Here is a 25,089-nt window from a genome sequence, read left to right as displayed (position 1 = left end):
TATTTCTTCATTGCCGAGGTAAACAGGCGAAGAACTTCATTGCTTATCTTGAAAAACATCGCTCTCGTATTGTCAACTATGCCTATTACCAGGCTGAACAACTTTGTTCTATTGGTTCTGGAGCAGTTGAATCTGCTATTAAACAAATTGGTGCGAGAATTAAAATTTCTGGCGCACAGTGGAATGTTGATAGTGTTAATCACATCCTCTCTATTCGTTGTGCTTATCTCAATGGTTTGTTAACTATTTAAGTCTTTCTGCCAAAAGTGGATGCTCCCAAGTCAACAGACAAGCAAAGAAAATACTAGCAGCGATCGCTACATTTTTGAAACTCATTGGCAGTGACAAATATAACAACAATATCCACCACAAAAAGATTGCTGGTGCTAGTAATAAAAGACGCGGAATTACCCCCGTATTCTTAATAGGCTCGGTATTAGTAAACACTCCAAATGGATTTTTGACTGAAACATTATCGTCAAATTTCCAAGTAAATTCTGTACTGCGTCCGTCAGATTTAATTTCATCAGGTTCAATACCACTGGCAAAATTAGCTGGAGCAAAGTTAGCAATTGCGATGAGGCGGAAGTTAGATAGCATCTGTCCCCCTGCACTATAAACCCAGCGAGGCCCGCCTCTAGCCTGATAGGTGACTCGAAAGGTGGTTTCTTCCCCTGGTTGCAGCCGGAAGGGAAAGCCATAGTCTCCCGGATTGGTTTGTTGTAACCTAGTCCCGTCACGCTCGATTTTGTAGCTAGCAAGAAGTATGGAGCCGTTGGGTGGCGGTGCTTCAAAGAAAAAATTATTAATATCCTTGAGTTGGTTAACTACTTTATAATCGGCAGTATAATCTGCGCGATAAATTGAACTACGACCTGGAACATCTACACTTTGGTCAAGCTTGACTTGAATTTGCGAACTAGCCAGCATCAAGAAGCGGTTGATCTCTCGTGTTTCATTTACCTTAACTATTTTGCCATCGACTTGAGTGGTATATGAGTATGGCTCTCGAATAGAGTAGCGCACTTGAGGCGCAAATTGTTCAAGCTTTTCACCTGCAACACTTTCAGCCACTTGAGCCACCTTTGCTTGTTCCCAGTGGTGATAGCGATTGCTTAAAGTTGAACAGAGAAAAAATCCCGGTATTAACAGAACTAATACTAGAGTTAAATGCTGCAATCCCCGCAAGAGTTGGGAATAACGAACAGCCCATTCGCCAATGAATATAAGTTGTTCCGGCTGGCTTCGACGCAGGGAAAAACTGATCAGTGCGATCGCAACTCCCAAAGCTACAATCAAAAATACTAATAACAATGAAGCTTTGAGCGCCTCAGTTCCAAATTGGACAAGCTCAATCGGATGCGTCAAATCAGGTAATCCGGGAATACCTTGAGTAGAAGATGACATTGGCTGATTTTTGCAGAATTTGGAGAACCAGACCAATAAAATCTCTTAAAAGTTTCTGGAAATGGGTATAAATTATTCCCCAGTCCCCAATTCAACTTTGTATTTTCAGAATTTCCTGTAATTTATTCTCATAAAAAAATTCCTTTTCTCCCATCGCTGGAACTAAATCAGTTAGCCAAGTTGCTTTCTCGTCATAACGTGCAAAGAAAGGGCGTTTACACCAATTGGGATCGCGTCCTTGCAAAAAAGAAAGTACAAATACTTTCTCGCCATAAATTTCAGTTACGCCATCCACTGCAACTTTACCCGGTAGTGCTGACATGACTGGGCCCCGAGCCGTGCGAGCTAACCCAGACACCTTTTGTATTGCTGCTTGATAAATTTCCCAAGCTCGAATAATTGGTACTTCAAAGCAATTTTTTGCTCCAGTATCTCGTTCCATAAACATATAGTAGGGAATGCAACCAAGACGAACTTGTTCTTTCCACATCTTTATCCATACTTGCGGAGAATCATTAATTCCCTGCATCAGTGGCCCTTGGGTGCGAATCTGTGCGCCTGTACTACGAATACGTTGGAGCGCTGCTTGAGCAATTTCAGTTTTAATTTCTGTCGGATGATCGTAGTGCGCCATAATCGACAGATGTTTGCCTGAACTAGTCACTTTCTCAAACAAACGTAAGATATCATCAGCATCTTCATCTGTAACAAAGCGATAAGGCCAGTAAGCGACTGATTTAGTACCAATCCGAATTGTCCGGATATGTTCAAAATCAGAATTTAGCAGTGGTTCAATATATAAAGCCAGATGTCTAGCTTTCATTGTCATTGGATCTCCGCCAGTAATTAAAACATCTGTGACTTCTTGATGTTGGCGGAGATACTCTTGGAAAATTCCTGATTCACGGGTAGCAAATTTCATTCCGTCCATCTTCACAAACTGCGGCCAACGGAAACAAAATGTGCAATATGCATGACAAGTTTGACCTGCTGTCGGAAAAATCAAGACTGTTTCGGGATATTTATGTTGAATTCCTGGTACTTGTTTTCCATCTAAAGTGGGAATATTATGTTCTGCCTGTCCGCCTGGATGGGGATTGAGTTGCGATCGCATTGTATTTACTACCTGACGCAGTTCTTCTGGCGTAGAATTTTGCAGATGCCAAATAACCTTGTCTAGAGATTCAGGAGCCAACATTTCTTTTTGAGGAAAGGTAAGGCGAAAGATGGGATCATCGGGAATATTCTCCCAGTCAATCAGTTCCTCTACTACGTAATTATTGACACGGAACGGCAATACTTGGGCAACTGCTTTCATTGCCAAGCGGTCTGCTGTTGAAAGTTTTTGCAGTTGCGGAAGCCGATCTATATCTTTAATTTCATATAACTGAATTTTTTTAGGGTTAAGTTGCGACATTTAATTATTATTTTAATTTAAATAAAAATACTGGAAGTATCTAGCAACTATGGTGACATTTTGCAATAGTATGAGTCATATTGTTTTGAAAAATCATCCAACCGATATAATTTGGCATAATGGCAATCCTTATAAAAAAAATCATGATCTTCAACAATAAGAAACTAATACACATTTATATATAAGAGTGCAATTAAATAGCATCATGATTATTTTTAATTAACAGATTAATCTTCAATAGCACCCAATTCTTTAAGTGTATTTTTTTGTTCTTCGCCTAGACCAGATAGCCCCTTGATATTCATTCCTTCATAAGGTCTTTTTGACATGAGTGTTTTGATACACTCTCCAGTTTTGACATTCCATTGCTTAATAGCTCCATCCTGGGAACCACTATACAAAGTTCCATCCGAACTAAAGGTAACAGAACGAACCCAATTATTATGTCCTTGCAAAATAATTAGACGTTTACCTGTGTCAACATCCCAAATTTCTACAGTGTGATTAACACAAGCACAGCCAATAATCTTACCATCAGGACTAAAAGCAACAGAACGTATCCAATCATTATTGACTAAAGTTTTGCGACATTCGCCAGTCTGAACATCCCATAGCCGGACTGTTTTGTCATCACCGCCACTAGCTAATAACCCTCCAAATTGCCCTTGTGAAGGGAGAAGTGGGCTAAAAGCAACAGACCAAATTAGCATAGTATGTCCTTCCAAAACCCGAATACATTCCCCTGTATAAACATTCCATAGGCGCAATGTTTTATCATCACTTCCACTGGCGAGGATTTCACCATCAGGGCTAAAACTGACAGACTGCACCCAATTTGTATGTCCCTGTAAAGTTTCAAAGCATTGGCCAGTCCGAATATTCCATAGCTTGATGTTGCAGTCAACACTACCACTAGCCAGAATTTGACCATCATGACTAAAAGCAATAGAGCGAATGCGATCGCTATTTTGCAAAACTTTCACACACTGTCCACTCAGAGTATCCCAAAAGCGGATGGTTTGGTCATCACCACCGCTAGCTAATAGTCCACCAGGAAGCGGGCTAAAAGCAACAGACCAGAGGCGGCCAGCATGTCCTTCTAAAGTGCTGATACATTGGTCAGTCTGAACATCCCACAGCCTAACGGTTTTATCATCATTGCTACTAGCAATTATCTTCCCATCTGGACTTAGGGCTAGATCGTGTACCCAATTGGTGTATCCCTGCAAAATTTGGATACATTGATAAGTCTCAATGTCCCAGAACCGAACGGTTTTGTCATAGCCACCACTGGCGAGTGTTTTCCCGTCAGGACTAAATGCAACAGACTGAATAGAATTACTATGCCCTTCTAAAGTTTTTAATAATTTCCCTGTTTCAACATCCCAGAGTTTCACAGTTTTGTCGTCGCTACAACTGGCCATGATTCCTCCTCCTTGTGCAGAGGGGATCGGACTCAAGGCTATAGAATGAATCAAATTGGTGTGTCCTTCCAAAGTTTTTAATAATTTCCCTGTTTCAACATCCCAGAGTTTCACAGTTTTGTCCTCGCTACAACTAGCAAGTATTTCACCATCAGAACTAAAAACCACAGATTGGACTAATTTGGTGTGTCCCTCCAGAGTTTTGAAACATTTACCTGTTTTCACATCCCATAACTTCACAGTTTGGTCAGCACTACCACTGGCGAGTATTTTTCCATCAGGGCTGAAGGCAACAGAACGAACGAAGTAACTATGTCCCTTTAAAATTTTCCAGCATTGTTGGTTACTTAAATCCCAAAGTCTAATGGTTTTATCGCTACTAGCACTGGCGACAATTTTGCCATCAGGACTAAAGGCAACAGACCTGACCCAGCTAGTATGTTCCTCAAGAGTCATGAGGTGTTTTTGGCTATCAACATCCCATAGTTTTACAGTATGGTCATCACTACTACTTACTAAAGTTTTACCATCGGGACTAAAGGCAACAGTTCTTACCCAGTTAGCATGTGCCTTCCAATGAAACAGTTGCTCACCATATGTAGCTTGCCAAAAGCTAATCCGACCATCAGCGTCACCTGTAGCGACAATTTCTCCATTTATAGGGTTAAATGCCACTGACAAAATACTATCGAATATTCCTGTAAATACAGACTTAGATAAGTCAGAGTAAGCAAAGTTGACATTATGCAATTTCACACTTATTAGGTATGCTTGCCATATCTTTAAATTGGAAAAATCACATCCATTTAAATCAATTCCCAGATGACAAAGGAGGTTAATAATATTACCGCCAGCATAGCCAGATGTCAAAGGGGTATTGACTTGTAGTAATTCTATGATTTTTAATAGATGTTTTTTAATCCGATGTTTGTTGCCAAATGTATTAATTATTTTTTCAGCAACTGGTTCTAAAATTAAACGAATTTGGGCATTTCTAATCTTTCCTGGGGTTTGCGCTTTGAGTAAAGCATGGCTCTTTAATAAGGAAATATTTTCTAGATTAATTTCGGAAATAATTTCTTCGCAAACTTGGTTAACAAATTGGCTAATTATATACTCCATAACCACAGCTTGGAGCATGAATTTCGCCAAACCCTTCTCGTTAAAAATTAGCGATCGCCGTCGTAGTGATTCTAAAGCTTCAATTAATTCTGGCTGTGATGTTGTTGAAATAATATCTGCTTGTAATTCTACAAAAGAAGTGGGTTTGCAATTAATTCCTAGCCAGTATAAAATTTCTTTTTCTAAATTTGATAGTCGATTAAACTGTTGTTCTAATAGATTGCGAATATCTCCAAAAAGCACGGAAATATCACAACTAATGAACTCTGATATATTGCTACCAAAGACTTCTTGAATTGTATTACAAACGATTTTTAAAGCTAAAGGATTACCTGCATATTGATTAATTAATTTGTTCCAGTCTTTTTCTGAACCTAAAAAATCACCTTTACCCACAAATATGCTTTTTGCGGCGATATTTTCTAGCCCACTTAGCTGCAAGGATTGAACTTTAAGATTGTTTCCTTCTAGGGTGACAATTTCTTTGGGACTTTCACGACTGGTTAAGACTAAACAGCTTTGATGAGGCACTTCCCCAACTTGGCGGAAAAGTTCTCCATATTCTTCATATCCTTCTCGATATTGTCCAACATAATCGCCTCCAAGCAGGACTGACTCTACATTATCTAGTACCAATAAACAGCGATGTTTCCGCAAATAGGCAATCAATTGCGAAATTCCTACTTCTTTAGGCTCATTCTTTTTGGAAAAAAACTCAATCAGGTCTGCAAAAATCTCCTTAACAGAGGGTGCATGACGTAGCGATCGCCAGATAACATACTCAAACTGTCCCTGAATTTTCTGTGCCAGCTTAATAGATAACGCTGTTTTGCCAATTCCCCCCATACCAAATATGGCTATAAGCCGACAACGATCTTTGTTTACCCATTGCTCTAAAACCTCTAACTCCGACTCACGCCCAAAGAAAACGGGGACATCCGGCGCTTCGCCAAAATCATAACAGGATGAAGCATTAACTACTGTTGATAACTGATATCTTTCCTGGAAGATACTCCTGATCACCTCTAATTTCCCAGGAGTACTCCCAGCAATGTCAAACTTTTGGTAAACCGAACCAAGCCGCTTCCGCACTGCTGCTGCACTAATTTCAAGAGTAGTTGCAATAGACTCTGCCGTTTGGCCAGCTAAAGCTAGAAGTAAGGCACTTACCTCAGCCTCAGATACATTGTGTTCAGCTGCAACCGCTCTCAAGAAACTTTCAGGAATTTCCGTCATGAAGTAAATTTCTCCAGCCAAAACTATTTATCGATATGTGAGGTATATTTCTATTGCTTTATCCAGTCATCAATGGGCAGATAAAACGGGAGAAGATGAAATCGACCCTGACCTAAATTTTACATTTGCTCTTTCTCCAAGCAGGAGAGAGGTTTTGAATTTTACTCCTGTTCCAGCAATAAAAGTTTTTCCACTTCCCTCTCCTCATAGGAGAGGGTTCAATACGGTTCGGATAAGGTTTTTTGATGAAAGTTATAGATCACAAAGACGCGATAAATCGCCGTCTTTACAATAATCAGTCCTTTGTAGAGACGGCGATTTATCGCGTCTCTTCCCTTAACCGAACCGTATTGGGAGAGGTAGGGAAGGGGTTGAAGGTTAGGTCTGTATTGGACTCAACCGCAACCTCTATAAATTTATTTATAAGGTTTCCCAGTCTCCAGTCCTGCGCGTTAGCGTAGCCCGTCGTAGACATCGCCTAGCATTTTACAGAAAAGCGTATTGACAAGACACTACTAACTATACTCTAAATTATCAACTTGTCAATTTAGGTTATCAACTAGATTGACAATATTAATAAAGTAAATGTAGAATCTATAACAATAAATGTAAAATCGATAACAAATTAGGTGTGAACCGCGAGGATAGCTGAAGTAACTAGCACTGAGGTACCCCACACTATGCCAACACCTGAAACTTCAAATTCTGCTCAGGAATTCTTTGAGTTGCTTGAAAAAGATATTCTTGCCTGTCACACTTGCAAGGATGGAATAATTGAAGTGACTATCCGCAAGATCGGAACCGAAGAGTTTGAGCTGCGTGTCATCTCTTTCCGAGGTTCTTTTCGTTGCGTTCATGCGGATCTAAATAGGTATTTAGAGGAGTTACCGACAGATACAACAGATACGCAAAGTCAGGTATCTATCTATCGCGATCGCTTTCGAGTGGGATTGAGAGAATTGTTAAAGAAGGGGTTTGGACTACTCAGACTGGACTTTTCTCGATGCAAGAAGGGAAATACCGCGCCGATATTTGGCTGGATGGTATCTGAATTGTTGGATAGGGACTGAGTTTGGTTGTTTTTTGCTGATTATTCTAACTATTAATCAACAACAGCCACTGATTTCACCTCAAGGTTTAGAGAAACAGTAAAAAATTGTTTTCGTTATTGGGGTTAACAAGTGAATAGTTTCCCAGCCCAAGAGAGTCTAGAAAAAGACTACAGCAGGGTTGATATAGTGCTTATTGGTACTACATCAACCCTGTTATTTTTTTATTCAACTATCAGGAGAAAAATATGACTACAAATCGTCACAGCTTGTTATTTCGTTTGACATCCAAGTTCATTAAATATTTTTTATTGGCATTATTTGGTCTAGCGATCGCTTACGTTTTATCAGCTATTTTCGGAGGATCGCATATTGCTATGAGTCTACTACCCTTTATTTTATATTGGATTATTTTTCGGTGTGGACTTGTTCTCCTTTGCTTAATATTGACGACAGTAATTTTTGAATCTGTTCGTTAAAATCTCACAAATAATATTCGACTTTCACATCTTGCATCATTTTCAACTAATATCCTATTTCACTCTAAATCAACAATATTGCTTCTAGTACACTGTGGTGGAAGCTTGCTTACCCTTAACAATTGCTTTTGCCCCTTGTTTGCTTAATAGAGGTGATAGCTGGCTGTATCCGTGCTGTACTAATGTGAAAGTTTGAATTCCTTTGCAAAGTTTTTTAGAACCGTGAAAATTTCGTCTCTAAGTATTTTTAACTGTATTTATAGCGGTTCCCACTCAGATGCGGTACAACATTATATCGCCAGGTGTAGGGGCACGGCAGTGCCCATACGTGTCAACTTAAGGTGAAACCCATCCTAGAAGCAGCTTTTAGATATTGTCTCGTTGTCTTGTTCCCAGTCTCCGACTGGGAATGCCGTCTTAGAGGCTCCGCCTCCCTTGCTGGCGGCAGAGCCGCCAGGAATAGCATTTCCAGCCCAAAGGCTGGAAACGAGATTTGAAAAGGCTTTTAGCTTAAGTTGACACCAATGGGCAGTGCCGTGCCCCTACGGGTATACCTCACCTAAACGAGAACCGCTATAAGAGTGCTAGCAATATAGTTCGGATAAGGTTTTTTGATGAAAGTTATAGATTGTAAAGACGCGATAAATCGCCGTCTTTACAATAATCAGTCCTTTGTAGAGACGGCGATTTATCGCGTCTCTTCCCTTAAGCAAACCGTATTGGAAGTGCTAAAGCTAGTTTTGAGGGTTTGTTGTAATCACTTTAGTGGTTAAAAGATAATAATTAAAGTTTTGACTACGAACTTATACTGATTACCTGTGAAGTTGCATAGAACAAGTGGCAAAATTCCATTGTCTCGCCAAGTCTGATTTGGTGGAGTTTCTTAGAGAATTGGTATTACCCATCAAAAACCCGGTCGTTAAAACCGGGTTTTGAAGCGTAAACAATGGGGCTATATTCCCCGAAGGTTAGTTATAGAGGTTAAGTATAATATCGATGCTCTAATATGTACTACCATCCCAATGATATCGATTCCAGAAAATTAGCTAAGAATTTTTGCATAGCCTTTATCTTCCAAAATACAGCAAGCAACTGGCAGCCTCAGCGTGTAGGATTGAGAAATATTAATTTTCCGAATTTTGCTGATGAATAATGCATTTGGTAGCTGGCAAGAATGGCTAACAGTATTCGCCTATCTAGGTTTTACGATCTTTATTATCTGGTGTGTGTTTACCGCCGAGAAGAATTAAAAAAACTGCATATCATCTCACCAGGGTCGTTTTGCTCAAAGGGCAAAATTGTTCCACCTTGTTGAACCTTGACTCGTTCGCGACAATTATAAACCTCAGTGGGTCTTTTTACTCCATCTACACTAATGGTTGCCCTGTATTCCCAATAATTTTTAGCACTTCGGTTGATACTGAGAATGCAAATCTTGTGATGTAGCCCCTCGTAGACATTGTAATTGCGGCATACAGATGCAAAAGCTGGGTGTGCTACGCTTAAAGCTAGTATCAAAAATAACACAAAGACTACGGTTTTTATGTTGTTCATAAAAAATTATTTAACATTACATTATTTGGAAATATTATTAAATATTTAAACCCTTTGAGTTGAACCATGCCTAAACACCTCCTCAACTTTGAGGGTAAACATCTAGTGCGTCTGTTCATGTACCATACCCTAATACCAATTCGTAATACCCTACAGGAAACTGCGTCTATGTAATTGAGAAAGTCAGATTACATCTGGCTGGGTTTCCACCATTTGTATCTGTAGTCTTATTTTGGAGAATTGACATAATATATGTGCAAAAAAAGCCAGTCTTAAGGACAATAAAATTGCGAATAAAAACAAATTTCGAGCAATCTGAGATTATACGCTGTTTTGCGGCAGTACTGCTTTTCGGTCAAGTGTGGCTACATTTTCTTCAGGGAAAAACTTACTATCGCAAGATTCTGCAACATCTGGTTACTGCTGGGCCAGGTTCTATCTCTCCAGTTCTGCTTGTCAGCGGTTTTGCAGGAATGATTTTTACTATTCAGACAGCGAGGGAATTAGTGCGATTTGGTGCTGTCAATGCTGTGGGAGGTGCTTTTGCCTTAGCTTTTTGCAGAGAATTAGCTCCAATTTTGACCGCTAGTATTATGGCGGGACAAGTAGGTTCTGCTTTTGCAGCAGAAATAGGTGCAATGCGAGTCACAGAGCAAATTGATGCACTTTATATGCTCAAAACTGATCCAATTGATTATCTAGTACTTCCTAGAGTAATTGCTTGTTGTTTGATGGTGCCTTTGATGACAATTTTGGCTTTAGTTACAGGCATCATCGGCGGAGTTTTTGCTGCTTCACAGTTTTACAAAATTATTCCCGAAATATTTTTAGAATCAGTCAGAAATTTTTTAGAACCATCAGATTTGTTTATTATTTTGCTAAAAGGGTTTATTTTTGGAGTGCTGGTTGCTGTGATTGGCTGTAGTTGGGGTTTAACTACAAAAGGGGGAGCAAAGGAAGTAGGAGAATCTGCAACCAAAGCAGTTGTTACTAGTTGGGTATCAATTTTTATCATGGATTTTTTCCTTTCTCTACTGCTGTTTGAACAGCCTGCATTTTGAACCCAAGTATTGAAGAACAAGATTCCCGGCTTTTTTAAGAAGCCGGGAATCGGAGGTAAAAAGGAAGTTGTGGGTAAGTAATACTGGTTCTGAAGCGTTGGTGCGGCCCACCGTTCGCGTAGCGTCTCCTAGAGAAGGCATCGCTAGCCTTTTTGGGTATACTTCAAAACGTTAGCGAAATTTGGGAATATATTAACTTGTAGATTAGCGCACCCAAGGCCAAACCTGTCAATGAAAAGATAGATGCAGTCCAAAAGGCTAACCCTTCCCTAAGACCTGCTATTTGAAAATCTATCCTGACTAATATAGTCGCCGAAATGATCAGTAAAGTATCAAGAAATACCCGAAACCAGGCAATCATAATAAAAAATAAGAAAGCTGCTAAGACGGCAATGCCGAAAGACCTAGTATTTGATTTAAGCAAAATACTGAAGTAATATGTCATTTTCGGCCAAGGAGTGGTCAGTGCTACTATTAAAATCAAGATAGCAACCACAGTCACCAGCCACACAAACAGAGGAGCACGCGTTTCAGATATTACCCAGCCCAAAGTACTGTAACTCAGCAGTACTAGCGCCAGGGACACCCAAGGAACTCTTTTCAAAATTAGCATGGGTTGATATTCCTAGTACGGGGTCAAGGTCTTATTCCATTACTGAATTTTATAACTCAGCCTTCGCATAATCCGAACTCGATGCGTGATTCAATCATACCGTCATCCAGCAGCGCAGATTTTTTCTTCTTGAATATCTCAGCAAAGAAACAACATAGCCAGCAGACAGAGTAAAAAATTGCGTAATTACTCTATCTAACTGGCTATATTCCGCTCCACTTTTAGTAACTTATTTTTCTGGAGGCAAATCTACACTGTAAAGAGTTTCTCCTAGCAAGTTACGCAGTGTTACTGTCATCACTTTTGTATTTCTATCAATTTTAACTCCTCCAAAGAATTGCAAACCTTCGCTTGGGGGCCGATTTGCTTTTGTACCTGGAGGAAGGCTTTGAAATATCAATTGTGGGCCAAAAGTATTTTCTAACTGGTTTGGCCCAAATGTGCCAGAGTTAAGAGGCCCGGCGACGAACTCCCAAAAAGGCTTAAAGTCGGTAAATTGCGCTTTACTGGGGTCGTAATAGTGGGCTGCTGCATAATGGACATCAGCAGTTAACCAAACAACATTCTGAATATTCTTGTTTTTAATAAATCGTAATAAATCGGCAAGTTCTAGTTCTCTTCCTAAAGCTGGGCCATCTCCGTTAGCCCAAGCTTCAAAGTCCGTGCTACCGTCTCTAACTATTAGTCCTAAGGGCATATCACTAGCAATTACTTTCCATGTTGCTTTTGATGAGAGCAATTGTCTTTTCAACCATTGCACTTGTTGTCTGCTCAAAAATTCTGTTTCTTTACTTGACACTGGCTGACGATTAGGCGTGTTTGGTCCCCGATAGGTGCGTTCATCCAACATGAAAATATCTAATAACGGGCCATAGTTGAAAGAGCGATAAATTCTTGCTTTATCTGGATTTTCAGTTGCATACCCAATAGGTAGATATTCTAAAAATGCTTGTCTTGCCCTTTGGGCTAGCAAGTTAACATCCTTAACTGTGTAGCGGTCATCGTTGATAAGAAATTCCCCAGGATACCAATTATTTGTAGTTTCATGGTCGTCCCACTGTGCCAATATGGGAACTTCAGCGTTGAAACGCTTGATGTTTTCATCCAGCAAATTGTATATATAGTTGCCACGAAATTCTGTGAGAGTTTCTGCTACTTTTGATTTTTCTGGTGTAGTGATATTTCTCCAAATAGTGCCGTCGTCTAGAGTTACTTGTGATTGAATCGGGCCATCTGCATAAATATTATCGCCAGAATGAATGAAAAAGTCGGGATTAAGTTGGCGCATAGTTTCGTAAATTTTCATCCCACCGAAATCAGGATTAATCCCCCATCCCTGACCGGCAGTGTCGCCACCCCAAACAAAGAATATATCTCGTCCATATTTTGGAGGAGTTCGGAAACTGCCACGAAAAGGAGCGCTGTAAGTGCCTTTATAATCTAAATCTTGGAAGATTACCCGATAAAATAATTGTTGGTCTGGTGGCAGGTTCCTCAGATAAAGTCGTGCTGTAAAGTCGCTATGTTTTAAAGCATTGGGCCCCACAACTCGCCGCACATTGCGAAAAGATTCGCTGGTAGAATATTCTACTACCATTTTTGCAGGGCGATCGCTGCGACTCCAAATGACGATGCTATCGTTGGAGATATCTCCGCTAGCTACGCCATAAGGTATCGCAGGACGCATTTTATCGGAGGTGATGATTGCAGGCGCTTGAGCAAAAACTTGTGATTTGGATACAAAATTTGTGGCAATAATTCCACCTGCTGTGATAGTTGAATGGAGCAAAAACTGGCGGCGATTTAGCTGTAATGGGCGATTAGATTCCATGATAAATAATGGCAAGCTTAAGAAGTATTACAGGATAAGTGTTTAGCACATTCTGTTATAGCAATAAGTAAAGATTGGGTTATCCAAGGGTTAATAAAAAAATTGCAATGTTTCTAATTACAATTAATCTAAATTAACTTACATCGTTTACCTGTGAGTTTGCATAGAACCAATGGGACAAAAAGCTAATCCTTCAAATTCTAGAAGTTACGAAATTATTGGTGAGGATTTTACAATTTTTTCTAGGACTTCACCAAATACTGAAGTTTTTTCTGGTAAAGTGTCTTATAGAAAAGTACCTGAGCCTACAAACTTAGGTGCTACTCTTTTTGCTTGTGGTCTTGCTTGGATCTTGAAGAAAAAGACAACATCAATAGAAAAGGTTAAATCTTAACCTTTTTTTGGGACAGCTAATATTGTTTGTAGTAACTCATTGAAAACAATAGATAATTGATTCAATATAAAGCAATGAAGTATGAGAAATTTGTACTTCATTCTTTTTTTGCCGACCGCTCAGAGTTTTTTTATCCTATGTTAAAAATATGCTCGTGAAGAAGCGATGTCTAATGATAAGCCCTGACACTCGTTCCCTCTTGGTGTATCGTAGACAAGACTCGTTATCGCTCTTAGCGTCTCCCCTTCTCTGCGAGACGTAGTGCGAACCGAGAAGACTGCTACCCCCTCACCGCTAAATGTGTACGCAGTCAGAAAAGTATTGGATTTCCTGAAGTACTTTATATTCCCATATCTGCTTTGTGAATTTTGGGTCGCAATTTGGGAAACATAAGTTTGTAACGATTGATGAACTTTGAAATTATAGAGACGGATATTCAAGATGTTACCAGAAATATTATCTCAGCAGTCAAGGCTTGAGAGTATGCTGACTATGGGTGGCATGACAAATGCTAATGAGTCAAACTTGCGATTAGAGTCAACTTTGCAAGAATTACCCTGTTGGCAGGTTCACATCGAAGTAGAGCGTCCAGGTAATGATTTAGCTATGCTCTTTAAGCAAGAGCCTTTACTGCCGGGAATTATTCTAAATAATAATCAACAGTATGTGGGGATGATTTCGCGGCGGAAATTTTTTGAGCATATGAGTCAAACCTATAGTTTGGCACTATTTTCTATAAGACCAATTAAAATTCTTTACAAGTTTTTCCAGCAAGAGATATTAGCATTTTCTGAAGATATGCTCATTGTCAATGCCACTCAGGCAACTTTGCAACAATCACCTCAAATTGCTTATGAGCCGATTTTAGTGAAAACTTCGTCTGGAAAATATAAGCTCGTCGATTTTCATCAATTACTCTTAGCTTACTCTCAAATTCATGTCTTAACACTTGTTGAATTAAAGGAAGTAGAGGAACAATCTAGAGTCGCTAAAGTAGGTTTTCGTGATCTTCAACAGAACTATACGCAATTAATCCAGAATGAAAAAATGGCTGCCTTAGGACAACTCGTTGCTGGTATTGCACATGAAATCAATAACCCCGTCAACTTTATTGCTGGTAACCTTGTTCACGCAATCGAATACAGCCAAAATCTACTCAATCTCATTGGATTATACCAACAATGTTATCCTGAACCAGAAGCGGATATTAAAACTGCGATCGCACAAATTGAACTGGATTTTTTAAGTACTGATCTCCCCCATCTTCTCACCTCTATGGAGGTTGGCACCAAACGAATCGAGCAAATCATTCTTTCCTTACGAAATTTTTCTCGTCTTGATGAATCTGAGAAAAAATTAGTTGATATTCATGAAGGTATTGATAGCACCCTGTTAATTTTACAAAGTCGTCTTAAAAATAACCAATTCGGTGGAAGCATAAACATAATTAAGGAATACGGTGATATTCCGCAAGTTGAGTGCTACGCTGGATTACTTAATCAGGTGTTTATGAATATTTTGGCGAATGCCATTGATGCGATAGAAGAGTCATTAGCCATTAGCCATACCCTGCGCGAAGGCGAAGCACCTACTTCATCGCTAAGGGATAAAGGCAAAATTTGCATTCATACTCAACTCACTGATGACAAGCAAGTAATGATTCGTATTTCCGATAATGGCCCGGGAATCCCAGAGAGCATCCAAAACCGATTGTTTGATCCCTTTTTCACCACTAAACCTGTTGGTAAAGGAACAGGATTAGGTTTATCTATCAGCTATCAGATTGTTGTAGAAAAACACGGTGGTCAACTGCAATGCATGTCGGCTTTTGGCAAAGGGACTGAGTTTATTATTAAAATTCCCGTTCCACTTAATTATTAACAAGCTTAAAAAAACAAGTAATAAGCAAGGGATAGATATTTTTAGAAATAGTCAATATTGTCAGTTTTCCTTCACTTAGATATTGAATTTTAACTATAAGTTCCTGCTGTTTCACTAGTGAGCTTTACAGGTTCTGACACGATATCATCTATCTTATTAAACTCTCCAGCCCGCCAGCTATCTGTTGTATCTTTGATAAAACTAGCAATAGGGATCGCAATTAACAAGCCCAGCACTCCTCCCAATTTTGCCCCCAACAGCAAAGAAATTACCACCCACACGGGATTTAAACCAGTCAAATTACCGAGAATTCTAGGTGCTATAAAGTTAGAATTAACTTGGTCGATGGCAACAGCTACACCTAAGACTTCAACTCCTAACCAAAAGTTTTGCAGCGCCACCAACAAACTTACTATGGCAATACCTACTCCTGTACCAAAGGGGAAAAGAGAAAATAAACCAATACCGATGCCAAAAAGCAGAGCCAAGGGAACTTGCAGCGCCAAAAATGCCAGTGTAATTGTCACCCCCAACACAGCTCCCAATGTTGCTTGACCAATAAAGTAATTGTGGAAATCCTCTCGCAGTAATTCCCGTACTCTTAACCCAATGTTATGGGGAAACCACTGAAAAATTCCATCCCAAAGACGTTCGCCGTTCAATATTAGGTAGATAGTCAAAACTACCGCCAGCAACACGTTGAGGACAATACCAATAGTATCGACGGCAAAACCAAGAATTCTACCAGTGAAGGATTGCAGTTGATTAGATAATCGTTCAAGAACTTGGGTAAATAAACCACTTAAATTAATGGGAAGCTGTTGTTGACTTAACGCCCAATCTTGGAAAGCTTGCAACTGCTGAGTACCAGAATCAATCCAACTAGGCAAGATATTCGCTAGCTCGTTAAGCTGTTGGATAATCAGGGGAACCAAGGTGATGCCTAAAGCTACTAAAACCACTACAGTTAAAAGTAACACTCCCCCGATCGCTAGGTTGCGTTTCACCCCTTGTTCTTGGAGAAACTGGATTGGATAGTTCAAGACAAAAGCTAGTAGAATGGCGGCGGCAATAATGCTGACCAAGGGTTGAAAGTACTGTATAACCTGGAGTAATAGCCAACCGTTGAGAATAGCAATGGGAAATGCCAATCCTATAGTTAACCATCGCGGTAGTTTGTTTGCTGATTGCATTAGTGATGACTCCACAAGAGTTCTAACTTAATTTTGGCTTCAGTTTGGATTTATGAAAAAGCATATCGTCATCTAGGAGATCATGCTGCAATTGCAATATGCGCAAGCAGGGATAAACTAGGTTTATTGGTTTGTCTCTATAAAATCCAACATAATTCGTTGATGCATATTCCCCAAAGGTCTCACTTCACCAGCGTTTTGCGAATAACAGTTACCTTGGTGGATATCTTCTGGGGTCAATAACCCCATATCCCATCCTTCAGTCAAAACCAGTTGATTTAATTCCACTAAGAGTGGTGCATGAAAGACATGACGGACTACTCTTTCGTCGGGATAACAGCCAAATTCCCCAAAGGGTGGTAGGTTGTAGCCGATTTCTTCTAAGATTTCTCGCTTCACAGCTACCTCTGGCGTTTCACCAGGTTCGATATGACCGCCAAATAGTGCCCAGTAACCAGGGTAGAGAATACCGGGGATGTTGTCGCGCAGTTGCATGAGAAACTTGTTATTTTGGTAGAGAATTGCGATCGCTACATGCACCGGTTTATTGTTCATATGTTCATTTTTAATTCCTGATTACTCTTCTTCTAGATAAACTTCCCCCAATTCTTTCCCAGCTAAGGGGATACTTCGGTAGCGAACTTTCCCTTTAATGACCACTTGTGCCCCCTCGACCAGATTCTTTTGATTGGTGACAACCCAAATTTTGCCAGTCGAGTCATTAATTTGATAAGCCCACTGCTTCATCAGAGGAGCTTGCTTTTCCACCTGACCTTGGATGTAAACTATAGCCTGATTGTCTTGTTCTGGTTTAATTTCTCGAATTGGGGTGACATTGCTACCAATTTTGAAATTACTCCTATTCAAGCCAGACGAAGTTAAATTACCACAACTACAAAGTCCTACCACCAATAAAAAAATCAGCCCCAAGCGGTAGGGAATCATACCGTGCCCGTACAAGAACGAAAGGGACAAATTTCTTGTTTGTTGCATGAAAGCCACCGATTGAGCAAATTTTTGCTTCACTGCTTGCTTTGTCGCCAGTTTCATCAGGTCTGTTCCCATCTATACTATTCTCTGCGCTTTCAGAAACACACTCTCAACAGAGCAAAAAATGTTCTGAGTTTCATCCTTAATTCTTTATTCTTCAGATAACGCCATTGATCTGAGAAAATAAACATTATGGATTTACTGTGAGAAAAACGCTACGACATCAAGCAGGATCACAAAAGTAGTTAAAAGTCAAGAGTCAAAAATCAATATTTTAACTCTGGATTTTAGACTGTTGACTCCGCCTAGATCAGAAGCGGCTGAATTTTGACAGAATGGCGAATATAGCTGGGAATTCTCATGGAAACAAAAACGGCCAAACTCCTTGATGGCAAAGCTTTAGCTGCAAAAATTCAGCAAGAACTTTCTGTTGCCATTACACAATTACAACCAAAAATTGGACGACCCCCTGGTTTAGCAGTGCTGATGGTTGGCGATAATCCAGCGTCAGCAGCTTATGTGCGTAATAAAGAAAAAGCCTGCGCTAAAGTTGGCATCGCCTCTTTTGGTAAGCATTTTCCCGCCCAAACTACCTTTGAAGAGTTAGAAGAGGTAATCGCTGCACTAAACCACGATGAACGGGTGGATGGAATTCTTGTGCAGCTGCCCTTACCTAACCACTTGGATGCTGTGGCTCTGCTACATCAAATTGATCCCGATAAAGATGCTGATGGACTGCACCCAGTTAACTTGGGGCGACTAGTACGGGGAGAAACTGGTTTACGCAGCTGCACCCCTGCTGGTGTGATGCGGCTTTTAGAAGAATATGAAATTCCCTTGCAGGGAAAACAGGCAGTAGTGGTGGGACGCAGTATTTTGGTAGGTAAGCCGATGGCACTGATGCTCCTAGAAGGTGATGCCACAGTTACGATCGCTCACTCGCGATCGCATGACCTCAAAACCATCACCCAAAATGCTGATATTCTAATTGCAGCAGTAGGTCGTCCCGGACTGATCACTGCTGATATGGTGAAACCGGGCGCTGTTGTGGTAGATGTGGGAATGAATCGCGTCACCGATCCTAGTGGCAAAAGTCGCTTAATTGGCGATGTCCACTTTGAATCAACAGCTGCTGTAGCAGAATTTATCACCCCCGTTCCTGGTGGTGTTGGCCCTATGACTGTCGCCATATTGTTGCAAAATACATTTGCCAGCTATTCCAGGGCGGTAAGAGAGTGAGGAGTGAGGAGTGATGAGTTAAGAGTTATTAATCTTAATTCCTAACTCCTAACTCCCAACTCTTCATTTTTTCAGCGCCACAGCACCTTAAAATTGTGACGTATAAGACAAAAATCCCAAAATGTCAGGAACTTAAGAATGGTAGCAACTGATAACGTTCAAAAGACACCACCAGAGGAAGCCACGTTTAACTTAGCAGCTTATCTGAAAGAGCGACAAAAGCTTTGTGATAATGCTTTAGATCAGGCTATCCCCATCATTTATCCAGAAAAGATTTATGAGGCGATGCGCTACTCGTTATTAGCTGGAGGCAAGCGTGTACGTCCCATTCTTTGCCTTGCTACCTGTGAAATGATGGGTGGAACCATCGAAATGGCCATGCCAACGGCTTGTGCTGTGGAAATGATCCATACAATGTCGTTGATTCATGACGACCTCCCAGCGATGGATAATGACGATTACCGTCGTGGGAAGCTGACAAATCATAAAGTCTATGGCGATGATGTGGCGATTTTGGCTGGAGATGGCTTGTTGGCTCTCGCCTTTGAGTTTGTTGCCCTTCAAACCCCCCAAAGTGTTAAGAGAGAGCTAGTCTTGCAGGTAGTTGTCCGTCTTGGTCGGGCGCTGGGAGCAGCTGGTTTGGTCGGCGGTCAAGTAGTCGATTTAGAGTCGGAAGGTAAATCAGATATTTCCCTAGAAACGCTAAATTTCATTCATAAACACAAAACGGCCGCTCTTTTGGAAGCCTGCGTAGTTTGTGGCGGGATCATAACTGGGGCATCACCTGAAGATGTACAACGACTGACCCGTTATGCTCAAAATATTGGGCTAGCATTCCAAATCATAGATGATATTCTGGATATCACTTCTACTCAAGAGCAATTAGGCAAAACAGCTGGTAAAGACCAAAAAGCGAAGAAAGTGACTTATCCCAGCCTTTGGGGACTTGAGGAATCGCGCTCAAAAGCCCAAGAGCTAGTTAAAGCAGCTTGTGCGGAATTAGAACCATTTGGGGAGAGAGCCAAGACACTCCAAGCGATCGCTCATTTTATTATCAGCCGCAATAACTAGTACAGCTTTGCGGAATTTGTAATTCCTATACCGCAAGCGTTTTATTGATTTGGAATGGGTGGTTTATTTACACCATACTGTACTACTACCGCCCAGCGGAATTCACTCATTCAAAATTCCAAAAGCTTATTTGATCAGCTTTTAGGCTATTTTGAATCATTGGTCTGTTTCCGCCATGATGTACTAGGTTAATTTTGGATTTTGGGTTGAATCTAAATGTTTCCTCAACCGACAACTGCTGCTAATATTTACTAACCTAACCAAAATCCCATGCAGGACATAGGCAACATTTTAGACAACCGGGTGCTGCTGGTTGCTCTGGTAGCTTGTTTAATTGCTCAAGCACTAAAGCTCGTAGTCGAGATCATCAAACATCGCAAACTGAATGTACGTGTTTTGGTGACAACAGGAGGGATGCCCAGTGCCCATTCAGCTTTAGTTACAGCTCTAGCCGCTGGTGTAGGGCAAACACTGGGTTGGGCATCTCCTGATTTTGCCGTTGCGATCGTTTTTGCCATCATCGTCATGTATGATGCGGCGGGAGTTCGTCAAGCGGCTGGTAAGCAAGCTCGTATCCTCAATCAAATGATTGATGAATTATTTCATGAAAAACCAGACTTTAGTCAAGACCGTTTGAAGGAATTACTAGGACATACACCAGTTCAGGTAATTGCTGGGTCGGCTTTGGGTATAACTATCTATTGGTTAGCTAGGTCTGCTTATTAAGCTAGGGCAATGAATCTTTGTTTGAGCCACTATTTGTAATTGGTAACTGGTAATTTGTCAGCTGACAAATTACCACCCTGGTAGACCGCATCAGTATTTCAGCAAACTTAATATCACTACAACCGAACAGTTGAGCGCAGCATAATCACCTTACGGCTATCTACTATACTTCCAACAAAACCGCCATTGTTCAGCTTCTGCAATGTGTTGTATGCTTCAGTTTGGTTAGTGGTATAAACTGCCAACAAGTAAGGGCGTTGTCCATAAGAAACAAAACCTACGTTACCTCCCACTACTTGCTGCACACTATTTACTAGTTCAGGACGATTGTAATAATCTACTAGCACTGCATAACCCTCTCCTAATGCTTGAGGATTATAAACTGTCTGCTGAGGTTGCTGTAGCTGTGCCTGTTGCTGTTGCCGCGGCTGTTGCTGTGCTTGTGCCAGTGGCTGCGCATCTGGCGTTGTTGGTCGAGTCGTAATGATGGCAGACAAGCCAACAATATTGCTGACATACCTTGCCCATCGATTGGCATCATCAATTTTGTTACAGCACTTCCGTCTGTTATAAGGTACACTAGATTAAAATATAAATATTTTTAAATGAAGTCATACTCTGTCGATTTTCGAGAAAAAATAGTTGCGGCACATCTTCAGAAAAACATCTCAATCAGGAAAGTAGCTAATATATTTTCCGTCTCAAAGAGTTTAGTCCAAAAGCTTGTAAAACAACAAAAAGTTGAAGGAAACTTACAATGCAAGCCACGAGGAAAGCCACAATTTAGTCATCTAACAAATGCTGACATAGAGTTGAGAGAATTAGTTGAATCACATCCTGATGCAACATTGATAGAGTTATGTGAATTATTCGCAGATAAGACTGGTAATTGGGTAGGTCGAAGTGCAATGTGTCGGGCGTTACAGAAATTAGGATTAAATCGGAAAAAAAAACAAAGCGGAGTACCCAAGCAGGCACGGAGAGAGTCCTGAATTTAAGATTAGATTTTTGGGAAAAGGTCAAACATATAGAGCCAGAAAATTTAGTATTTTTGGACGAAACTGGCGTTTTACTTGGTTTAACAAGGACTCATGCCCGTTCACAAATTGGAACAAGAGCTTACTCTCTTAACCCCTTCTATCGGGGATCAAAAGTTACAGTAATTGGAGCAATTAGTATTAAAAAAGTAGTTGCATTAATGACAATGAATAATTCAATGGATGGCGAAGCTTTTGAATTATTTATTGAGAAGTTTCTAGTGCCAGAGTTATGGTCAGGAGCAGTGGTAGTTATGGATAATTTATCCGCACATAAACTCGATTCAATTGTGCCAATGATTGAAGCTGTCGGCGCTTCAGTTCTTTGTTTATCCCCATATTCTCCCGATTTTAATCCAATTGAATTATGGTGGTCACAACTTAAATCTTTTTTACGCAGTTTTGCTCCAACTACAACAGAAATGGTTGATAAAATAATATCAGTTGCACTCGACTTAATAAATCCTCAACATTTAAGAAATTGGTTTGCTAATTGCTGCTACTGTACCTCATAACAGCCGAAACTGCTGTATGCAAAGCAAAGCAGGGTGTAAAGCTGGTGAAAAATCAGAACTTGAATTGATGCTGGCTGCTAGATTTCCTCTGATTTACGTAGTCACGCCAGAGGAAGAGATAGCAGAGAAAGAATTAATTGCGATCGCCCAATCCCGCAAGGGTCAGATTTATTTCTGGGACTATGCCCGTGGTTGGTCAGACAATTCTGGACAGGACAAGGGCAACCCGATGAATGCCTTGGCGCGTGTGGCAAAATCTCCAACGGATCAGGTGGCGTTATTCGTATTAAAAGACATTTGTACTCTGATTGCCCCTGGCAGCAACGGTCAAATTACCCCAGCACAATTGCCTCTGGTTCGAGAGATTAAGAATTTGGCGCGGGACATTGCACGAGACAGGCGCACACTTGTACTACTTAGCGACCAACTCAGGCTACCTCTGGAACTGCGTGAAGAAACTACGATTGTAGATTTCTCATTGCCTACTGCTACAGAAATTTCCATCCTCATTAATGACTTAGTTGGCAAGAAAACCGCGATTACTGAACCAGACCGTGAGCAATTAATCAAAGCTTGCCAGGGATTGAGCCGCTGCCGCATCAGTCGGGTGCTGGCAAAATGTTTGGCCAAGTCGGGAAAGGTTGATGAAAGTGCGATCGCTGCCGTGATTGAAGAAAAGCGCCAAGCAGTATGCGAGACAGGCATTTTAGAATTTATTCCCGTGCAAGCTGGACTGGAGTCTGTAGGGGGCTTGGAGAATTTGAAAGCTTGGGTAAAAGTTCGTAGTCAAAGTTTCAGTGATAGGGCTAGAAAATATGGTTTACCCGCTCCTAAAGGGGTGTTACTTGCAGGTATTCAAGGCACAGGTAAGTCACTTTCGGCTAAAACCATTGCGGCTGAATGGAAACTGCCACTCCTGCGGCTGGATGTTGGGCGGTTATTTGGGGGGGTTGTTGGTGAAAGTGAATCACGGGTGAGGCAGGTAATTAGACTGGCTGAGGCGATCGCTCCCTGCTGTTTGATGATTGATGAATTGGACAAAGCATTTGGCAATATTACCAACGGTTCTGATGGTGATTCTGGAACTAGCCGCCGTGTATTTGGAACACTACTCACCTGGATGCAGGAGAAAACGGCACCGGTTTTTATCATTGCCACTGCCAATAATGTCGAGCTACTTCCAGCCGAAATGTTACGCAAGGGCAGGTTAGACGAACTATTTTGGCTTGACCTTCCCAATCAACAAGAGCGATCGCAAATTTTCAGAGTTCATCTTTCCAGACTCAGACCGCAGCAGGTTATTGATAACGAGTTTGATTTTGACTTACTCGCCTCTCGTGGTAGGGATTTCTCAGGCGCGGAGATTGAGCAAGTGATTTATGAGGCAATGCAGCAAGGGTTTAGCAGGGGGGAGGAATTTACAGAGGGGGATTTGTTAGATGCGATCGCTGGCTGCGTTCCCTTGTCTCAAATCGCATGGGTTCAAATTCAATCATTAATCAAATGGGCAGAACGCAGTGGTGCTAAAAGTGCCAGTTCTAGAGTCTGTGTGAACAGTGAAGAAACATCACTTTTGGAAGTTGATGAATAATCTAGTTGAAATGAGTAAATGTCAACATCCAGGTTGTGAAAGCACAGACGTTACAGAATGCTTTTACCCAACTGAATCAGGGGTGACAGAAAATCCTGAATATTACTGCACTAAACACGCTCGTGAACATGGTTTTTGTTACCTATGTGGTCAGTTTTGGGGTGGTGTTGAAAGATTTGAATTTGCTGTAATTTATGGTGGTATAGAGGGAGTCTGTGAAAACTGCGAGGCAGAAGTTAGAGAAGATTTAGACGATTTTGAAGAGGATGACGATGATTATTTCATAGAATATTTGTAACTAATGCTGTCGCTTTTTGAATTTGATGATTGAGGATTTATCATGCAAGCTCAAGAAGAACTAGCCCAGAAACTTGAACAGCAGCTACAGCAATTCACGGGAACTGAAAGCTATTACAAACACTTTCTAGGGTTTCATTTTACTGATGGAGTGAAATTTCTTGCAGATGAGGCGCAGGCATACTGGCTAATTGATGCTATTGCCTCTTACCAAAGAAAGCTCCAAAGTTACGATTTTCAACTCTGGTTGTTAGTCGTTGGTAAAGAGCATGAATTTATCAAGCCAAAACCAGGGAAAGATGCTGTTTTAACTTGCTGGGAAGATACTCCAAATGCAGGAATTAAGCCATTAGTTAGGCAGGAAATTATATTGACTGACTTTCCACTGAAAACAATCAAGCTCTATCTAGAGAACAAAGTTTTGCTGTTGCCAAGTGAACGTTAATGCTTCTCAAAAACATCAGGTAAAGCCATGAATAAAACTATAACAGTTGAGCAAATAAAAGCAATTATTCGAGGTAGTGAGGAAAATCTCAAGCTGCTGTCAGCGTTGCCAGAATACCAGAAATTAGAACAAAGTGAATATTTCACTACATCTAATGATTTAGTTTTGGGTGATGCAATTGAAGCATTGTTTGAGATTTACGAGGCGATTATCTCAATTGAATATCAACAAAAATCCAGTGAGTAATGCTTCCCCTAAAACTTGGACAGCATCAATCTAAGTAATTAGCGTGATTGGTGGGTCGCTTCCACCTTTCAACATGAATCAATTTAAACAAAATTTAACCGAACATCAAATAACTTTGACTGAAAGCCTGAAAACTTCCAGAAGAAAAGAATATATGAGGTTTTCTCGACTGGTTTTTGAGAGTTTATCTGGACAAATTCAGATAGATGCAACTGCTATTGTCGAAAATTATCATAAATTTACAGCAGTTAATATTGCAGAAATAGCAATT

23 protein-coding genes and 3 pseudogenes are annotated in these 25,089 nt (G+C 40.6%); 16 read left to right on the top strand and 10 right to left on the bottom strand.

The genetic code is table 11. From position 1 onward, the window contains the following. A pseudogene (locus tag F8R90_RS18650) lies at positions 1 to 251 on the top strand (ISKra4 family transposase); the annotation flags it as partial. 31 nt (positions 252 to 282) lie between these two features. Here F8R90_RS18650 and F8R90_RS18645 read toward each other — a convergent pair. The 3 genes and pseudogenes from F8R90_RS18645 to F8R90_RS18635 form a co-directional block, all read right to left on the bottom strand. Continuing rightward, a pseudogene (locus F8R90_RS18645) lies at positions 283 to 1,407 on the bottom strand (hypothetical protein); the annotation flags it as partial. A 91-nt stretch (positions 1,408 to 1,498) separates the two neighbouring features. After that, entirely contained in the window at positions 1,499 to 2,824 is a 1,326-nt protein-coding gene (locus F8R90_RS18640; RefSeq protein ID WP_196511908.1) for a KamA family radical SAM protein, read from the bottom strand. Positions 2,825 to 3,051: 227 nt separating this feature from the next. Further along, entirely contained in the window at positions 3,052 to 6,606 is a 3,555-nt protein-coding gene (locus F8R90_RS18635) for an NB-ARC domain-containing protein (protein WP_196511907.1), read from the bottom strand. 680 nt (positions 6,607 to 7,286) lie between these two features. On the opposite strand from F8R90_RS18635, the gene F8R90_RS18630 reads away from it, so the two are divergent. The 3 genes from F8R90_RS18630 (at position 7,287) to F8R90_RS18620 (ending at position 8,907) form a co-directional block, all read left to right on the top strand. After that, positions 7,287 to 7,676, top strand: a complete 390-nt coding sequence (locus tag F8R90_RS18630) for a hypothetical protein (RefSeq protein ID WP_196511906.1) — start codon at positions 7,287 to 7,289, stop codon at positions 7,674 to 7,676. 227 nt (positions 7,677 to 7,903) lie between these two features. Further along, positions 7,904 to 8,134 (top strand): hypothetical protein, encoded by a 231-nt coding sequence (locus F8R90_RS18625; protein WP_190894370.1) that lies wholly within the window; start codon positions 7,904 to 7,906, stop codon positions 8,132 to 8,134. 614 nt (positions 8,135 to 8,748) lie between these two features. Further along, the gene (locus F8R90_RS18620; protein ID WP_196511052.1) at positions 8,749 to 8,907 is read left to right on the top strand and encodes a hypothetical protein; all 159 of its coding nucleotides are present in this window, start codon (positions 8,749 to 8,751) and stop codon (positions 8,905 to 8,907) included. A 457-nt stretch (positions 8,908 to 9,364) separates the two neighbouring features. Here F8R90_RS18620 and F8R90_RS18615 read toward each other — a convergent pair whose 3' ends face one another. After that, positions 9,365 to 9,688: a hypothetical protein gene (locus tag F8R90_RS18615; RefSeq protein WP_196511053.1), complete on the bottom strand. Its 324-nt coding sequence runs from the start codon at positions 9,686 to 9,688 to the stop codon at positions 9,365 to 9,367. 287 nt (positions 9,689 to 9,975) lie between these two features. Here F8R90_RS18615 and F8R90_RS18610 point away from each other — a divergent pair, with 287 nt between their 5' ends. Next, on the top strand, positions 9,976 to 10,749 hold the full coding sequence (locus F8R90_RS18610) for an MlaE family lipid ABC transporter permease subunit (protein WP_190894372.1): 774 nt from the start codon (positions 9,976 to 9,978) through the stop codon (positions 10,747 to 10,749). A gap of 163 nt (positions 10,750 to 10,912) precedes the next feature. On the opposite strand, the gene F8R90_RS18605 is transcribed toward F8R90_RS18610, so the two are convergent. Together F8R90_RS18605 and F8R90_RS18600 are read right to left on the bottom strand one after the other, a co-directional pair. Then, the gene (locus F8R90_RS18605) at positions 10,913 to 11,362 is read right to left on the bottom strand and encodes a hypothetical protein (RefSeq protein WP_196511054.1); all 450 of its coding nucleotides are present in this window, start codon (positions 11,360 to 11,362) and stop codon (positions 10,913 to 10,915) included. A gap of 229 nt (positions 11,363 to 11,591) precedes the next feature. Continuing rightward, complete coding sequence (locus tag F8R90_RS18600; protein ID WP_196511055.1) at positions 11,592 to 13,193, bottom strand: alkaline phosphatase D family protein; 1,602 nt, start codon at positions 13,191 to 13,193, stop codon at positions 11,592 to 11,594. A gap of 172 nt (positions 13,194 to 13,365) precedes the next feature. Here F8R90_RS18600 and F8R90_RS18595 point away from each other — a divergent pair, with 172 nt between their 5' ends. Together F8R90_RS18595 and F8R90_RS18590 are read left to right on the top strand one after the other, a co-directional pair. Continuing rightward, positions 13,366 to 13,587: a PEP-CTERM sorting domain-containing protein gene (locus F8R90_RS18595; protein ID WP_196511056.1), complete on the top strand. Its 222-nt coding sequence runs from the start codon at positions 13,366 to 13,368 to the stop codon at positions 13,585 to 13,587. A 441-nt stretch (positions 13,588 to 14,028) separates the two neighbouring features. After that, positions 14,029 to 15,468 carry a sensor histidine kinase gene (locus F8R90_RS18590; protein ID WP_442946746.1) on the top strand — a complete coding sequence of 480 codons (1,440 nt, stop codon included), beginning with the start codon at positions 14,029 to 14,031 and terminating at the stop codon, positions 15,466 to 15,468. 89 nt (positions 15,469 to 15,557) lie between these two features. Here F8R90_RS18590 and F8R90_RS18585 read toward each other — a convergent pair whose 3' ends face one another. From F8R90_RS18585 to F8R90_RS18575, 3 genes are all read right to left on the bottom strand, one after another. After that, positions 15,558 to 16,661 (bottom strand): AI-2E family transporter, encoded by a 1,104-nt coding sequence (locus F8R90_RS18585; protein WP_196511057.1) that lies wholly within the window; start codon positions 16,659 to 16,661, stop codon positions 15,558 to 15,560. Between the two features lie 123 nt (positions 16,662 to 16,784). Next, a complete protein-coding gene (locus F8R90_RS18580; RefSeq protein WP_196511058.1) occupies positions 16,785 to 17,216 on the bottom strand; it encodes an NUDIX hydrolase in 432 nt (143 codons plus the stop codon). Positions 17,217 to 17,237: 21 nt separating this feature from the next. After that, positions 17,238 to 17,726, bottom strand: a complete 489-nt coding sequence (locus F8R90_RS18575) for a hypothetical protein (RefSeq protein WP_196511059.1) — start codon at positions 17,724 to 17,726, stop codon at positions 17,238 to 17,240. A gap of 285 nt (positions 17,727 to 18,011) precedes the next feature. Here F8R90_RS18575 and folD point away from each other — a divergent pair, with 285 nt between their 5' ends. The 3 genes from folD to F8R90_RS18560 all read left to right on the top strand — a co-directional run bounded on the left by folD (position 18,012) and on the right by F8R90_RS18560 (position 20,687). Continuing rightward, positions 18,012 to 18,890 (top strand): bifunctional methylenetetrahydrofolate dehydrogenase/methenyltetrahydrofolate cyclohydrolase FolD, encoded by an 879-nt coding sequence (gene folD, locus F8R90_RS18570; protein WP_196511060.1) that lies wholly within the window; start codon positions 18,012 to 18,014, stop codon positions 18,888 to 18,890. A gap of 138 nt (positions 18,891 to 19,028) precedes the next feature. After that, positions 19,029 to 19,961 (top strand): geranylgeranyl diphosphate synthase CrtE, encoded by a 933-nt coding sequence (crtE, locus tag F8R90_RS18565; protein ID WP_196511061.1) that lies wholly within the window; start codon positions 19,029 to 19,031, stop codon positions 19,959 to 19,961. 270 nt (positions 19,962 to 20,231) lie between these two features. After that, positions 20,232 to 20,687, top strand: coding sequence for a divergent PAP2 family protein (locus tag F8R90_RS18560; protein WP_190894381.1), 456 nt, complete (start codon positions 20,232 to 20,234; stop codon positions 20,685 to 20,687). Between the two features lie 116 nt (positions 20,688 to 20,803). On the opposite strand, the pseudogene F8R90_RS18555 reads toward F8R90_RS18560, so the two are convergent. After that, positions 20,804 to 21,235: pseudogene (locus F8R90_RS18555) on the bottom strand (hypothetical protein); the annotation flags it as partial. A gap of 57 nt (positions 21,236 to 21,292) precedes the next feature. Here F8R90_RS18555 and F8R90_RS33870 point away from each other — a divergent pair. The 6 genes from F8R90_RS33870 to F8R90_RS18525 are packed head-to-tail and all read left to right on the top strand — an operon-like array spanning position 21,293 to position 24,818. Further along, positions 21,293 to 21,679 carry a helix-turn-helix domain-containing protein gene (locus tag F8R90_RS33870; RefSeq protein ID WP_196511570.1) on the top strand — a complete coding sequence of 129 codons (387 nt, stop codon included), beginning with the start codon at positions 21,293 to 21,295 and terminating at the stop codon, positions 21,677 to 21,679. Next, on the top strand, positions 21,598 to 22,239 hold the full coding sequence (locus F8R90_RS18545) for an IS630 family transposase (RefSeq protein ID WP_196511569.1): 642 nt from the start codon (positions 21,598 to 21,600) through the stop codon (positions 22,237 to 22,239). Before F8R90_RS33870 ends, F8R90_RS18545 begins: the two co-directional genes overlap by 82 nt. Positions 22,240 to 22,255: 16 nt before the next feature. Beyond that, a complete protein-coding gene (locus tag F8R90_RS18540) occupies positions 22,256 to 23,830 on the top strand; it encodes an AAA family ATPase (protein ID WP_196511568.1) in 1,575 nt (524 codons plus the stop codon). After that, positions 23,823 to 24,128: a hypothetical protein gene (locus tag F8R90_RS18535; RefSeq protein WP_196511567.1), complete on the top strand. Its 306-nt coding sequence runs from the start codon at positions 23,823 to 23,825 to the stop codon at positions 24,126 to 24,128. Before F8R90_RS18540 ends, F8R90_RS18535 begins: the two co-directional genes overlap by 8 nt. A 42-nt stretch (positions 24,129 to 24,170) precedes the next feature. Then, on the top strand, positions 24,171 to 24,572 hold the full coding sequence (locus F8R90_RS18530) for a DUF6876 family protein (protein ID WP_196511566.1): 402 nt from the start codon (positions 24,171 to 24,173) through the stop codon (positions 24,570 to 24,572). A gap of 27 nt (positions 24,573 to 24,599) precedes the next feature. Continuing rightward, positions 24,600 to 24,818: a hypothetical protein gene (locus F8R90_RS18525; RefSeq protein ID WP_196511565.1), complete on the top strand. Its 219-nt coding sequence runs from the start codon at positions 24,600 to 24,602 to the stop codon at positions 24,816 to 24,818. Positions 24,819 to 25,089 lie beyond the last annotated feature (271 nt).

This window comes from Nostoc sp. NZL (assembly GCF_015714705.1).
Taxonomy (GTDB): domain Bacteria; phylum Cyanobacteriota; class Cyanobacteriia; order Cyanobacteriales; family Nostocaceae; genus Nostoc; species Nostoc foliaceum_A.
This window is presented reverse-complemented; position numbering and strand designations above follow the sequence as displayed.

Coding starts and splice junctions, on each gene's coding strand:
- F8R90_RS18535 (WP_196511567.1), top strand. CDS start 23,823: ATGAATAATCTAGTTGAAATGAGTAAATGTCAACATCCAGGTTGTGAA.
- F8R90_RS18540 (WP_196511568.1), top strand. CDS start 22,256: ATGCAAAGCAAAGCAGGGTGTAAAGCTGGTGAAAAATCAGAACTTGAA.
- F8R90_RS18640 (WP_196511908.1), bottom strand. CDS start 2,824: ATGTCGCAACTTAACCCTAAAAAAATTCAGTTATATGAAATTAAAGAT.
- crtE (WP_196511061.1), top strand. CDS start 19,029: ATGGTAGCAACTGATAACGTTCAAAAGACACCACCAGAGGAAGCCACG.
- F8R90_RS18585 (WP_196511057.1), bottom strand. CDS start 16,661: ATGCAATCAGCAAACAAACTACCGCGATGGTTAACTATAGGATTGGCA.
- F8R90_RS18620 (WP_196511052.1), top strand. CDS start 8,749: ATGAAAGTTATAGATTGTAAAGACGCGATAAATCGCCGTCTTTACAAT.
- F8R90_RS18590 (WP_442946746.1), top strand. CDS start 14,029: ATGTTACCAGAAATATTATCTCAGCAGTCAAGGCTTGAGAGTATGCTG.
- F8R90_RS18595 (WP_196511056.1), top strand. CDS start 13,366: ATGGGACAAAAAGCTAATCCTTCAAATTCTAGAAGTTACGAAATTATT.
- F8R90_RS18600 (WP_196511055.1), bottom strand. CDS start 13,193: ATGGAATCTAATCGCCCATTACAGCTAAATCGCCGCCAGTTTTTGCTC.
- F8R90_RS18525 (WP_196511565.1), top strand. CDS start 24,600: ATGAATAAAACTATAACAGTTGAGCAAATAAAAGCAATTATTCGAGGT.
- F8R90_RS18625 (WP_190894370.1), top strand. CDS start 7,904: ATGACTACAAATCGTCACAGCTTGTTATTTCGTTTGACATCCAAGTTC.
- F8R90_RS18530 (WP_196511566.1), top strand. CDS start 24,171: ATGCAAGCTCAAGAAGAACTAGCCCAGAAACTTGAACAGCAGCTACAG.
- F8R90_RS18615 (WP_196511053.1), bottom strand. CDS start 9,688: ATGAACAACATAAAAACCGTAGTCTTTGTGTTATTTTTGATACTAGCT.
- F8R90_RS18605 (WP_196511054.1), bottom strand. CDS start 11,362: ATGCTAATTTTGAAAAGAGTTCCTTGGGTGTCCCTGGCGCTAGTACTG.
- F8R90_RS18635 (WP_196511907.1), bottom strand. CDS start 6,606: ATGACGGAAATTCCTGAAAGTTTCTTGAGAGCGGTTGCAGCTGAACAC.
- folD (WP_196511060.1), top strand. CDS start 18,012: ATGGAAACAAAAACGGCCAAACTCCTTGATGGCAAAGCTTTAGCTGCA.
- F8R90_RS18580 (WP_196511058.1), bottom strand. CDS start 17,216: ATGAACAATAAACCGGTGCATGTAGCGATCGCAATTCTCTACCAAAAT.
- F8R90_RS33870 (WP_196511570.1), top strand. CDS start 21,293: ATGAAGTCATACTCTGTCGATTTTCGAGAAAAAATAGTTGCGGCACAT.
- F8R90_RS18630 (WP_196511906.1), top strand. CDS start 7,287: ATGCCAACACCTGAAACTTCAAATTCTGCTCAGGAATTCTTTGAGTTG.
- F8R90_RS18575 (WP_196511059.1), bottom strand. CDS start 17,726: ATGGGAACAGACCTGATGAAACTGGCGACAAAGCAAGCAGTGAAGCAA.
- F8R90_RS18560 (WP_190894381.1), top strand. CDS start 20,232: ATGCAGGACATAGGCAACATTTTAGACAACCGGGTGCTGCTGGTTGCT.